This window comes from Streptomyces sp. RGM 3693 (assembly GCF_050471125.1).
Taxonomy (GTDB): domain Bacteria; phylum Actinomycetota; class Actinomycetes; order Streptomycetales; family Streptomycetaceae; genus Streptomyces.
Map to the genome: position 1 here is coordinate 301295 of NZ_JBMPPQ010000003.1, position 13000 is coordinate 314294.

6 protein-coding genes are annotated in these 13000 nt (G+C 72.1%); 4 read left to right on the top strand and 2 right to left on the bottom strand.

Features of this window, described 5'->3' with window-relative positions:
* Positions 1-315: 315 nt before the first annotated feature.
* The 4 genes from ACO0M4_RS30010 to ACO0M4_RS30025 all read left to right on the top strand — a co-directional run bounded on the left by ACO0M4_RS30010 (position 316) and on the right by ACO0M4_RS30025 (position 10889).
* A complete protein-coding gene (locus ACO0M4_RS30010; RefSeq protein WP_430374219.1) occupies positions 316-8739 on the top strand; it encodes a type I polyketide synthase in 8424 nt (2807 codons plus the stop codon).
* A 300-nt stretch (positions 8740-9039) separates the two neighbouring features.
* The gene (locus tag ACO0M4_RS30015; RefSeq protein ID WP_430374220.1) at positions 9040-9912 is read left to right on the top strand and encodes a GNAT family N-acetyltransferase; all 873 of its coding nucleotides are present in this window, start codon (positions 9040-9042) and stop codon (positions 9910-9912) included.
* A gap of 388 nt (positions 9913-10300) precedes the next feature.
* Positions 10301-10513, top strand: coding sequence for a helix-turn-helix transcriptional regulator (locus ACO0M4_RS30020; protein ID WP_430374221.1), 213 nt, complete (start codon positions 10301-10303; stop codon positions 10511-10513).
* On the top strand, positions 10503-10889 hold the full coding sequence (locus ACO0M4_RS30025) for a hypothetical protein (RefSeq protein WP_430374222.1): 387 nt from the start codon (positions 10503-10505) through the stop codon (positions 10887-10889). The genes ACO0M4_RS30020 and ACO0M4_RS30025 overlap by 11 nt, the downstream gene beginning before the upstream one ends.
* A 168-nt stretch (positions 10890-11057) precedes the next feature.
* Here ACO0M4_RS30025 and ACO0M4_RS30030 read toward each other — a convergent pair whose 3' ends face one another.
* Together ACO0M4_RS30030 and ACO0M4_RS30035 are read right to left on the bottom strand one after the other, a co-directional pair.
* On the bottom strand, positions 11058-11213 hold the full coding sequence (locus ACO0M4_RS30030; RefSeq protein ID WP_430374223.1) for a hypothetical protein: 156 nt from the start codon (positions 11211-11213) through the stop codon (positions 11058-11060).
* A 433-nt stretch (positions 11214-11646) separates the two neighbouring features.
* Positions 11647-12996: a cytochrome P450 gene (locus tag ACO0M4_RS30035; RefSeq protein ID WP_430374224.1), complete on the bottom strand. Its 1350-nt coding sequence runs from the start codon at positions 12994-12996 to the stop codon at positions 11647-11649.
* Between the last annotated feature and the right edge of the window lie 4 nt (positions 12997-13000).

Here is a 13000-nt window from a genome sequence, read left to right on the forward strand (position 1 = left end):
CGGCAAGGCGGAGAGTCGGGCTGTGCGAGACGCCGCGCCGAACCAGCCACAAAGTTGCGCCAGAACCAAGCCCGACCAGCCATCCCCTCACCATCGGAGTCCCATCTCGGCGGTGCACAAGAAGCAGGTATCGGGAGCGCCACAGCCTTCACCACCGCCTCTGGTTCCCCTACCGGAAACTCAATCGCCAGGACTGCAATGAGCAGCTCACATCATGAGAAGCGTGATCCAAATAGTCGCCCCTTCCCGTCGGCGGGCAACCAGGTGGATCGCACCGTCGTCCTCAACCACAATTCGTCACAAGGAGGTTGAGCAGTGGGTACGCACGCCGACATCGTCAGACCGCTGCCGGAACTGCTCGGATACCACGCCCGTCGCCTCGGGGACAAGGTCTGTTTCCAGGACCGGCTCAGGCGTGTGACCTACCGGGAGTTGGAACGGAGGACCGCACGGCTGGCCGGTCATCTGGCTGGACTCGGGCTGGCGCGCGGTGACCGAGTGGCCGTCCTGCTTGGCAACCGTGTCGAGACGGTCGAGAGCCTGCTCGCCGTCACCCGGGCAAGCGGCGTGGGCGTGCCGCTGGACCCCGGGAGCTCGGAGGAGGAGCTGACCCGTCTGCTGGACGACAGCGGGGCACGGGTGCTCATCACCGACGGCGCCTGCCTGACGCGGCGACGGACGCTGTCGTTCCGGCCCGGGCTGACCGTGGTGGTGGCCGACGGCGGCGACGGGGCCGGGGGCGGGAGTTCGCCTTCGTGCGCGGACGTCGAGGAGCCGGCGGACGAGGCCGGCGCAGTCGGGGGCCGGCCCGCCGTGGTCGCGGGCGGTGTGCTGCGGTACGAGGAGTTGGCGGGGGCGGAGCCGCGGATGCCGGCCCGGGACGATCTCGCACTGGACGAAGTGGCCTGGCTGCTCTACACCTCGGGCTCCTCCGGCGCGCCCAAGGGCGTCCTGTCCACCCAGCGCAACCGCCTTTCGCCGGTCGCGACGGGCCTCGTCGGTGTCCTGGGCCTGTCCGAACGGGACCGCGTGCTGTGGCCGTTGCCCCTCCATCACGCGATGAGCCAGGTGGTGTGCTTCCTCGGGGTGACCGCGGTGGGGGCGAGCGCGGTGCTGCTGCCCCGGTTCTCGGTGGCGGGTGTGCTCGGCGAACTGCGTGGTGGGGACGCCTCGTTCACTTTGCTCGGCGGGGTCCCGACCACGTATTCGGCGCTGCTCGACGCGGTCCGGGGCGAGGAGCGCGGCAAGGACGGCGTCGGTCTCGGCGCCCCCGCGCTGCGGGGCTGCGTCAGCGGTGGTGCCGCGGCGGGGCCCGGGTTCCGTGAGTCCTTCGAGGCGATCTGCCGGGTTCCCTATCTGGAGCACTACGGCAGCACGGAGGCGGGCCCGGTCACCATGGCGGCGCCGGGCGAGGCGACGGCGTCCGGGGCGTGCGGCCGGGTGCTGCCCGGCACCCGGGTCCGGGTCGGCGGGGGCTCCGACGGCCGGGACACGGGCGAAGGCGAGTTGTGGATCAGCGGGCCGGGGGTCATGGCCGGTTACCACGGCAGGCCGGAAGCCACCGCGGAGGTACTGCGTGACGGCTGGTTCCGCACGGGTGACCTGGTCAGGATCGATGCCTCCGGTGAACTGGCGGTCACCGGCCGGGCGAGCGATCTGATCATTCGGGGCGGGGTGAACATCCACCCTTCGGAAGTGGAGGCGGTGCTGCGGCGGCTCCCGGGGGTGGCGGACGCCGCCGTGGCCGGACGCCCGCACCCCGTCTTCGGGGAGGTGCCGGTCGGCTATCTGGTCGCCGGGCCCGGTGGCGGCGTGCTGGACAGGGGGCGCATCCTCGCCGCCTGCCGTGCCGAACTGTCCGGCTTCAAGTTGCCGGTCGAACTGTTTGAGGTGGAGGACATTCCCCGTACCGTCTCCGGGAAGATCCTGCGGCGGGACCTCGCCGGCCTGCCCGCGCGGGCGCTGGGTGCGGAGGCCGCCGGGAAGCCGTCGCAGGACCTGCTGACCCTGGTGCGGAGCGAGGTGGCGGCCATGCTCGGCTGTGCGCCTCAGGCGGTGGAGCCGAGCACGGCGCTGCGGGACCTGGGGATGGACTCCCTGACGGCGACGGTGCTGCGGGAGCGGTTGTCGGCGGTGACCGGCCTGCCGCTCTCCGAGGCCGTCGCCTTCGACTTTCCCACGGCCGCCGCGCTCGCCGCCCACCTCGCAGAACGGAACGTCGCGGCGCCGGCCGCTGCCAGGCCCGTGCACCGGAGTGCGACCCGGTCGGACGACGATCCTGTGGTGATCGTGGGGATGGCGTGCCGCTATCCCGGAGACGTGACTTCGCCCGAGGAACTGTGGCGGCTGGTGGCCGACGGGAGGGACGCCATCGGTCCCTTCCCCACTGACCGGGGTTGGGACACCCGGGCGCTGTACGACCCGGACCCCGGGCGGCCCGGGCGGACGTATGTACGCGAGGGCGGTTTCCTCTCCGGTGCGGACCGCTTCGACCCCGGCTTCTTCGGCATCTCTCCCCGCGAGGCGCTGGCCATGGACCCGCAGCACCGGTTGCTGCTCGAAGTGGCGTGGGAGGCCTTCGAGCACGCCGGTCTCGTCCCCGCCACCCTGCGCGGCTCGGCGACCGGGGTGTACGTCGGGCTGATGTACAGCGACTACGCCCGCCGCCTGACGAGGACGCCCGAGCATGTCGAGGGGTACCTCGGCCTCGGCAACGCCGGAAGCGTCGCCTCGGGTCGCATCGCCTACACCTTCGGCCTCGAAGGACCGGCCCTCACCGTGGACACAGCGTGTTCCTCGTCCCTGGTGGCCCTCCACCTGGCGGCCCAGGCGCTGCGCCGGGGTGAGTGTGCCTTCGCGTTGGCCGGCGGCGCCACGGTGATGTCGGGGCCCTCGTCGTTCGTGGAGTTCAGTCGCCAGCGGGCGCTGGCGCCGGACGGCCGCTGCAAGGCGTTCGGCGCGTCCGCCGACGGCACAGGGTGGGCCGAGGGCGCCGGAATGCTGCTGCTGAGCCGGTTGTCCGAGGCGCGCCGCGCCGAACTTCCGGTCCTGGCCGTGGTGCGCGGCTCGGCGGTGAACCAGGACGGGGCGAGCAACGGGCTGACCGCACCGCACGGACCGGCGCAACAGCGGGTGATCCGGCAGGCGCTCGCGGACGCGGGGCTGGATCCCGCGGACATCGACGCGGTGGAGGCGCACGGCACCGGCACCCGGCTGGGGGACGTCATCGAGGCGGAGGCCTTCTTCGCGACGTACGGGCGCCACGCGCGGCAGCGTCCCCTCCGGCTGGGCTCGGTGAAGTCGAACATCGGTCACACCCAGGCCGCCGCCGGCGTGGCCGGCGTGATCAAAATGGTGCAGGCGATGCGGCACGGCGTGCTGCCGCGCACGCTGCACGCCGACGAGCCGACCCCCCGTGTCGACTGGTCGCCGGGGCGGATCGCGCTGCTGACCCGGGCGGTGGAGTGGCCGGTGACGAACCGCCGGCGCCGGGTGGGGGTGTCCTCCTTCGGCATCAGTGGCACCAACGCCCATGTGGTGCTCGAAGAGCCTCTGGCCGACGGGGAGGCCGCGCCGCCTGCCGTGGCGGACGGCGGGGCCGCAAGCGGCCGCGTCGGGCCCGGGGCGGTCCGGGAAGGTGCGAGGCGTCCCGGACGGGCCGCGGTGGCCTGTGCGGTGTCGGCCAGGAGCGTGCCGGGGCTGCGGGCCCAGGCACGACGGCTGTACGACCATGTGGTCGCCGCTCCCGATGCGTCCCTGGTGGACCTCGGGTACTCGCTCGCCACCACGCGTGCGGCCTTCGAGCACCGGGCCGTGGTGGTGGCCCGGGACCGTGCCGAACTGCTCGGCTCCCTGCGGTCCGTGGCGGAGGACGACGGCCGTCCTGGAGTCCACACGGGCACGTTCCGCGACCACGGGCCACTGGCCCTGCTGTTCACCGGCCAGGGCAGCCAGCGCGTCGGCATGGGCCGTGAACTGTACGAGTCGCGGGATCTGCATCCGGCCTTCGCCCGTTCGCTGGACGAGTGCTGTGCCCTGCTCGACCCGCTGCTGCCGGTGCCCCTGCGGGACGTCATGTTTGCCGGGCCCGGTACGGAGACGGAAGTGCTGCTGCAGACGACCCGGTTCGCGCAGCCGGCGCTCTTCGCCCTGGAGACCGCCCTGTTCAGGCAGTTCGCGGCCTGGGGGGTACGCCCCGCGCTGGTGGCCGGGCACTCGGTGGGCGAGGTGACGGCAGCTCATGTCGCCGGGGTGTTGTCCCTCGCGGACGCGTGCACACTGGTGGCGGCCCGGGGCCGGCTGATGGACGCGCTGCCTGCGGGCGGTGCGATGGCGGCGGTGGCCGCCGGCGCGGACGAGGTGGCCGCCCACCTCGCCAAGACCGGGTGTGCGGTGGAGATCGCCGCGGTCAACGGGCCCGCCTCGGTGGTCGTCTCCGGCGACGAGGCCGCGGTGTGGGAGGCCGCCGCGCACTTCCGGGAGCGGGGCCGTTCGGTGACGCCGCTGCGGGTCGGCCATGCCTTCCACTCCGCTCGGATGGAGCCCGTGCTGGCCGACTTCGCGGACGTGGTCCGGCGTCTGTCCTTCGCCGTGCCGCGGCTGCCTCTGCTCACCGCGGTGGCGGGTCGGGCGGCCACCGATGAGGAGCTGTGCACACCGGAGTTCTGGGTGGACCATGTCCGTCGTCCGGTCCGCTTCGCCGATTCGGTGGCGCACCTGGGTGAGCGGGGCGCGGCACACTACGTCGAACTGGGGCCGGACGGGGTGCTCACCGGCCTGGTCCGGGATTGCCTCGCCGCGTCCGGCCCGGACGCGGGTGCGGGCGCGGCGGGCGGCGGCGAGCGGGGTCCGGCGCCGCTGGTCCTGCCGACTCTGCGCGGGGCGCGGCCGGAAGCGGACGCCCTGCTCGACACGCTGGCCGCGCTGCATGCCCACGGTGTGCCCGTCGACTGGCGGGCCGTCTTCGCCGGGCGCGGCGGGCGGCGCGCCGCACTGCCCACGTACGCCTTCCAGCGCCGCCGGTACTGGCTGGAGACCACCCCGGGGCATCCGCCCGTGTCCCCGACGGCCGAGCCTGCCCACCCGTTCCTGCCGTCGTGCACCCGCACGGCCGACGACGACGGGTTGCTGCTGAGCGGGGTGCTCTCGGTGCACGACCAGCCGTGGCTTGCCGACCATGTGGTGGCTGGGGAGATCTTGCTGCCGGCGACCGCCTTCGTCGACATGGCCCTGCACGCTGGTGAGTTGGCGGGCGCGGCCGTCCTGGACGAGCTCGTGCTGACCGCGCCGCTGCCCTTGCCCTCGGAAGGTGCGCTCGCCTTGCAGGTGAAGGTGGCCGGGGCGGACGACGCGGGACGGCGGGGCGTGTTCTTCCACTCCCGGCCGCACAACGTGGCGGGGGATGAACCCTGGCTCCGGAACGCCGTCGGCACTCTTTCGCCGGCGCAGCCGACCGCGGACCGGGACGCGGCTGCCGCCGGGCCCGGCGGCGTGCCCCGGCCGCAGACGTCCTGGCCGCCGGAGGCGGCGGTGCCCCTGCATGCCGACGGTCCTGGGACCGGACCGTACGAGCAACTGGCCGCCGACGGGCTGCGTTACGGTCCCGCCTTCCGGGGCATGCGCGCCGCCTGGAGGCACGGGGAGGAGTTGTACGCCGATGTCGCGCTGCCCGAGGCGGCCCGAGCGTCGCGCCCGGAGGGGGACGGCCCGGAGTTCGTCCTGCATCCCGCGCTGCTCGACGCGGCGCTGCACGCCCTGGCCCTGGACGGCCTCGTCACGAACTGTTCCGGGGCGGCCGGTCCGGCGGCCGGCGGGTTGTCCCTGCCGTTCGCCTTCACCGGAGTGCACGTGCACACCACCGGCGCACAGCGCTTGCGGGTACGGGTGGCCCCCGGGCCCAACGGGCAGACCGGAGTGGAGCTGACCGACGAGACGGGCTCACCGGTGGCGACGGTCCGTTCGCTGACGCTCCGGCCCCTACCGCGTACCGGCTCAGCGACGGCGGACGCCGTCACCGGTGTTCTCCACGGTCCAGTCACCGGCGTTCTCCACCGGACGGACTGGGTGTCGCTGACCGAGCCGCCCGCCCCCATGGCGATGCCCCGCTGGGGGGTTCTGGGCACGGCGGGCACACGGCTGGTGGACGCCCTCGCGCCCCCGGGTTCCGGCGTCCCGGTGTATCGCGGCCCGGCGGCGTGCGACGCGTCGTCGGCCGTCGTCGTGGCACCGTGCCCACCGCCTGACACGACCGGCGGCGCGCAGGACCAGGCTGCCGGGTTGCTGCTTTCAGCGGACCGGGCGCTGGGGCTCGTGCAGGAGTGGCTCGCCGCACCGCACCTGTCCCGCTCCCGTCTCGTCCTCGTGACGTCCGGTGTCGTCACCTCGGCCGACGACGGATTCCCCACGGACGGTACCGCCGGTCGCGGCAGTGACGGCCGGTCCGGTGAGAGGACGTCCGTACCGTTGCACACACCGGTGTGGGGACTGGTCCGCTCGGCCCTGCGCGAGAACCCGGGCCGCTTCGCCCTGATCGACGTGGACGAACACCCCGACTCCTACCGTGCCCTGCCCGCCCTGCTGGCCGCCTCGGTACCGGAGGCGGCCGTACGCCGGGGGACGGCGTACGTGCCGAAGCTGGTGCCACTGGCCAAGGCGGCACCTGAGCCGCGGAAGCGACGGCCGCTCGCCCCGGAGGGCACCGTCCTGGTCACCGGAGGCACCGGTTCGCTGGGAATGCTGGTGGCGCGGCACCTGGTCACCGCCCACGGCGTCCGTCATCTGCTGCTCGCCGGCCGACGCGGGCCGGACGCTCCGGGGGCCAGGCAACTCGTCGCGGAGCTGCGTGAGGCGGGCGCCCAGGTGACCGTTCAGGCCTGTGACGTCGCGGACCGGACCGCACTGGCCACCCTGCTCGACGCGGTACCGGCGGCCCACCCGCTGACCGGCGTCGTGCACACCGCGGGGGTGCTGGACGACGGCGTCGTCACGGCGCTCACCACCGACCGTCTGAGGCGGGTGCTGCGCCCGAAGGCGGACGCCGCTCTGGCTCTGCACGAACTGACCCGCGGTCACGACTTGGCCGTGTTCGCGCTGTTCTCCTCGGTGGCGGGTGCCTTCGGCTCCGCCGGCCAGGCCAACTACGCCGCGGCCAACTGCGTGCTGGATGCCTTGGCACGGCACCGCGGTCGGCTCGGGCTGCCCGGTACGTCGATCGTCTGGGGCCCCTGGCGCCAGGACGACGGCATGATGGCGCACCTCGGCGACGCTGACCGGCAGCGGATGACCCGTTCCGGGTTCGGCCCGCTCGGGCCGGAAGAGGGCCTGGACCTCTTCGACGCCGCCGTGGCCGGTGACGAACCCGTGGTGGTGGCGGCCCGCCTCGCCCCGGCGGCTCTCCACGGCGGCGACCCGTCGGCGAACCGGCTCCGAACCCCTGCTGCCGACGCGGGCAACAGGGGCGGGAACCGACTCGGCCGGGCGTTGGCGACTGCTTCCCCCGGCGAGCAGGGCGGGGTGCTGCTCACCAAGGTCCGGGCCTTGGCGGCCCGCGTCCTGGGCCATGCGGAGGAGCCGAGCGAGATCGACGAGGACGCCCTGCTGGCGGACCTGGGGTTGGACTCCCTCGCCGCGGTCGATCTGCGCAATGAGCTCGCGGCGTGGACGGGGCTGGCACTGCCGTCCACGCTGCTGTTCGACTTCCCGACGCCGCGCGCGCTCGCCACCGAGCTGACGCGGCGGTATACCGCCGAGGCACCTCCTGTGGGCGCCACGCCCGACGGTCCGGCTCGGCCTGAGGCCGTCGGCCCTGTGGGCTCGCTGGGCCGACCGGCGGACGACGTAGCTGGGAATGGTCCGGAGGGCAATCCGGAGGCGGGCGCTCCGCCGGGCGCCCGGGTGCAGGCCGCCGACGTACCGCACGCCGGGGAAGCTCCGGACTCCCTGGGCGCGCTCTTCCGTGCCGCATGTGCCCGGGGACAGAGCTGGGACGGCATGGTGCTCCTCACCGTCGCCGCGCGCCTGCGCCCGGTCTTCCACAGGACCGGGGCGCCCGGTGCGACGTACGAACCCGTCATGCTCGCGGCGGGCGGCACGGGGGCCCGGTTGGTCTGCTCCCCCGCGCTCAGCGCGGTGTCCGGACCACAGGAGTACGCGCGCCTCGGTGCCGGGCTGCGCGGACTGCGGCCGGTTTCCGCGGTGCGGCACCCAGGGTTCGAGCCCCGGGAGGCTCTGCCCGCCACACTGGATGCTCTCGTCACCGCCCAGGCCAGCGCCGTCCGCGCAGCTGCGGCCGAAGGCCCCCTGGTAGTGCTGGGGCGGTCGGCCGGTGGCTGGGTGGCCCATGCCGTGGCCGAGCGTCTGGAGTCCGAGGGCGCCGCCCCGGCGGCCGTCGTCCTGGTGGACACCTATCCCCCCGGTCACGGCGACCGGGGTCAGGCACTCTCCGCGATGACGTCGGACATGCTGCGCCGGGCGGCGGAATTCGCCTCTGCCAGCCCCGACCGGCTCACCGCCATGGCCGGATACTTCGAGCTCTTCCGTGGCTGGAAGCCCGCGCCGCTCGCCTGTCCCACCCTGTACGTACGAGCCCGGGACCTACTGCCCGGCGCCGAACCCGCCCCGGACTGGAGCCTGCCGCACGCCGAGGTCACCGTGCCCGGGGACCACTTCACCATGCTGGAGGCACACGCCCGTACCACCGCACTCGCCATCCACCAATGGCTGAGGGCCAGCCAGGTCTGAGGACGTCCTGGGAGAGGCGCGGGTGCAGGCGCGGACGGCTCCGTCCCCCGCGCCCGCCACCCTCGCGTCAGCCACCCCGACCAACTCCACCACGTTCTCCACCATCCAGAACAGCAGCTCATCCAGCGGTGGTCGTCGTGCGTTCACGACACAGAACCGTCGACGTCACCTCATCCGATCGGGACGGTTTTCGGGCGACCTCGACCGCCGTAGCACGAAGAAGAACAACAGCCACGCTTCCTACGCGACCACAAGAAGTGGCCCAGAGCCCCGAGTCGAGGACATCCGGCATCATGAAGCATGCTCCCTGATGACTGGCAACTCACCGAAGACGTCGACGACTTCCTCGCCCGAGCCGGAGATTTCCTGCGCTCGCGTCCCGCCCTGCACAACACGCCGCTGACGGACATCGAGAAACTGCGAACGCACCGCGCCGAAGCCAGCGTCTTCGGCCGACTGGAGTCAGGAGGCGAAGTCCGTGCCATCTTTTACCGCACTCCGCGCGGCTTCCTGAGCGTCACCCCTCTCTCTGCCGAGCAGGCCGGCACCCTCGCCGCTCACCTGGCCAGCCTCAGCCACTCCCCCAACGGCGTCATCGCGGACCACGACACCGCCACCGCGTTCGCCCAGACATGGCAGCGGCACACGGGCGCGGCACCGGTGCCCTACTGGCGGACGCATCTTTACCGTCTCGGCACGCTCACCCCACCGCAGCCGCGCCCAGAGGGCCGCGGTCGCATCACGGGCGGGAAGGACCGTGAGCAAGTCGTGCGCTGGTGCCGTGAGTTCTGCGTCGACGTCGGGGAGCAGCCCTCCATCGACTTGATTGACGCCGGTTCCTGGGCCAACTCGCGTTTCGGCGACAGGCACTTCACGTTCTGGGAGACCCCGGACGGCACCCCCGTCTCGATGGCGGCCGCGACCTCGATCGTCGGCGGCATGATCCGGGTGGACCCCGTGTACACCCCGGCCCACCTCCGGGGCCGCGGCTATGCGGGGGCCGTGACGGCCGAGGTGAGCAGGGCCGCGCTGGCTGCGGGCGCGACAGACATCGTCCTGTTCGCGGATCCGACCAACCCCACCAGCAACGCCCTCTACCAGCGCATCGGGTACGTCCACGTCGCCGACTTCACCGGGTACAAGTTCTCCTACGGCGCTCCAGAAGCCGGTTAGGTCAGCAAAGAGATCTCGGTCGACGGCGAAGCAAAGCCGGTGGTCGTGAAGCTGGGCGCGTGGGTCTCGAACACCAAGTCGAGGCGGTCCCAAGGCAGTGGCACCGTGATCGTCACTTCTGCCGGTCGATGAGGGCGGGGCTGCTGGCGGGAGGGGATGCTTCTTTGTAGGCGAGATCTGACACCGCTTGTCGATCGTGGCGCCGCGAAATGTTGGCGAGAAGTGGCACTACCTCGGAGCCGGAGTCGGCGGACAGGGATGCACTCGCCCTTCCATACCGGGCTGGCCACCAGCACGGTGAACACGGTGCCCAAGGCGCAATGCGAGCCCTACCCTTGCTGTAAAGCAAGCTTGACAACCATCGATGGGTGACAAGTAAGCTTTACATGTGCGGAACTGCGTCAGAGAACTGCGGTCGTCACGAGGGCTCTCCCAGGGCCAGCTAGGCACAGCCCTCGGGGTCTCACGGCAAACGATCAACGCCATCGAGACCGAGCGGTACACACCTTCCCTGCCGCTCGCCTTGTCCATGGCCAAATTCTTCAAAGTCAGCGTTGAGGAGATGTTTCATGTCGAAAAGAGCCCAGCGGATGACCAGTAATGCAGCCAGGCGGTCCGTCCCCGGCTTCTTCCTCGCTGTCGGAGTCGCCTGCCTCGTGGCCGCGACTGTCGGCGGCCACCTCGCTCTCGGCCTGGTGACGTTCGGGATCCTGGCGGTCTGCAGTCTCGCCTTAGTGCTGCTGGGACGCCGGAGCGAGACCTATCAGGGCCTCACGGAGAAGGCTCCCGACGAGCGCTTCGCCCGGATCGGAGGGTGGGCCTGGGCCGGCACGGGCATCGTGCTTACCGTGGGGAATCTCAGCGCCTTCATCGGTGAACTGGCATCCGGAAGAAGCGGCGATCCGTACTTCTGGTTCGTGGCCACCGCCGCCATCACCTACATCGCGTTCGTCGCCTTCTTGTCTCGGCGTACCTGAGAAGCCATCACCTCGAACCGAATGGCTCGCCGCCGTACGTCCGACCAGGCAACGCGATCAACCTGGTCACCGGAGGTCGGTGCCGGCCACACCGACGTGGTCGCGGTCTACCGTGCGGAAGAAGACTCCGTGCTTGTGCTGCAGGGCTCGTACAAAGCCAACGCAGGTTCAGAGAAGATTTCGCTCCTCGTTCGGCTGACGTGGCTGACATTCGGTCGCCGTGAACGAAGTGTCGTCGCTGGTGCAGGAGTTGTTGTTCCCGTCGGTCGACAGTGTCGCGGTCGCGGTCGCGACCGTCGATACCGGCAGCGAGGCGATACGCATCGAGGCCAGTGCACCGCGTCCGGCGCGTCCTGCCCGGACTGTGGCACCTGGTCTGATCGGGTGCACGCCTCTTACCTGCGGTTTCCTGCGGACCTGCCCAGCGCGGGCCAACGCATCGTGCTGTCCTTGCGGGTCCGGCGGTTTCTCTGCCCCGGACAGCCGTGTCCGCGCAGGACGTTCGTAGAGCAGGTGCCGGAGGTGACTCGACGCCATGGCCCGCTCACCGAGCGGCTGCGTTCGGCGATGGACGTGATCGGACTGGCTCTGGCGGGCCGGGCCGGTGCTTACGCGGACGCTGCCGCCAGCGGCTGGGCCTGCGGGAGATCGCCCGGCACCTCGAACTCATCAAGAAGCACGCCGCAGCCACGCTGGGGTGACACGGTGGGTGGTCAGGTCCGTGGTGCGCACGGTGAGAACGCCGTTGCGGCCGCGGCTACTTGGGAGGCAGCGCGAAGCGGAGGGTGGTGTGGTCGATGGTGTGGGGCAGCGGGGCCGGTGGAGCGAGGGGGCGCCGGGGGAGCAGCAGGAGAGCCCGGTGGTCGCGTAGCAGAGCGGCGAGGAACGTTGCGGCGGTGAAGAGGACGAGGTCCTGGCCGGGGCACTTCGCGGGGCCGTGGCTGAAGGGGGCGAGTGTCCAGTTTTCCTGGTTGCGGCCGTCGAGCCAGGCGTCGGGCTCGAACTCGTCGGCGTACGGCAGGTGCCGGGCGTCGCGGTGGAAGAAGGAGCTGTAGAAGACGACGCCGGTGCCGGCCGGGGTGGTGGTGCCGTCGTGCCAGGTGGTCTCCGCGGTGGTGTCGCGGAGGATGGCCAGCGAGGTGGGCCACAGCCGCAGCGACTCCAGGACGCAGGCTCGTAGCAGGGGCAGCGCGTCGGCGGTGGCCGGCCGGTCGGGTTCGGTGCCGTCGATCTCGGTGTGCACCCGGGCGGCGTGTTCGGGGTGGTTGGCCAGGAGGGCGAGGGCGCTGTACGTGGCGATGGCGGCGGCATCGTAGGCGAAGAGCCAGTGCGGGATCTGCCCTGCGGGTTCGGTCGCCTTGTTGCTTGGGGTGGCGGCGACCAGGGCGGCCAGGCTATCGGGCTCGGCGCGGTCCACATACGCGCGCACGCCGGCGAGGAACGCCTCGCGGGTCCGGTTCTTCGGCCTGAGCAGGTTGAGCCAGTTGGCGTCGGCGCGGAGTGCGGCCAGCAGTTCGGTGATGCGGTGGTCGTCGCGAGCGGCGTCCCCGAGCACGACTCGGCGGATGACGCGCCAGAAGGCCGCCGAGAAGGCGTCCCAGTCCAGGGGCCGGCCCGAGCCGTGGTGGAGAGCGAGGAGGGCCTGGGCCTCTTCGCGGACGCGGGGGGTGAGGGCTGGGAAGAGCCGATGGGCCGGGGCGCCCCAGTCGAGGATCGCCTCGTTGAACGCGCGGCGCTCGGGGCGGACTTCGGTGGGGCAGATCAGGACTCCGTCGGGTTCGAAGTGGCGCAGGCCGCCGGCCTTCTCCCGGTTGGCGGGGGTGAACGAGGCGGGAGTGGCGGTGAACATGTGGCGGGCGTCCTGCGGGGAGAGCAGCAGCAGTACCCGGCGCCCAAGGACGTTGACCGAGACCGGGCCTGGTCCGTGCCGTCGGCGCAGGCGTGCGAGGGTGCGGTTGGCGCTGCGGTTGGTGTCGAATCTGGCCGCGAGGCGGACCATGCGGGGGCGGCGCAGGATCGCCCCCTGGGCCAGGGTGGGGACGAAGACGGTGACGCCCAGCAGAATCATCTCCAGGACCGACGCTCGCGCCGGTGGCCGCTGTGGCATATCG

Bases quoted from the DNA above. Each gene is read 5' to 3' on its own strand.
- ACO0M4_RS30025 (WP_430374222.1), top strand. From the start codon at position 10,503: ATGACCAGTAATGCAGCCAGGCGGTCCGTCCCCGGCTTCTTCCTCGCT.
- ACO0M4_RS30035 (WP_430374224.1), bottom strand. From the start codon at position 12,996: ATGCCACAGCGGCCACCGGCGCGAGCGTCGGTCCTGGAGATGATTCTG.
- ACO0M4_RS30015 (WP_430374220.1), top strand. From the start codon at position 9,040: ATGCTCCCTGATGACTGGCAACTCACCGAAGACGTCGACGACTTCCTC.
- ACO0M4_RS30030 (WP_430374223.1), bottom strand. From the start codon at position 11,213: ATGCGTATCGCCTCGCTGCCGGTATCGACGGTCGCGACCGCGACCGCG.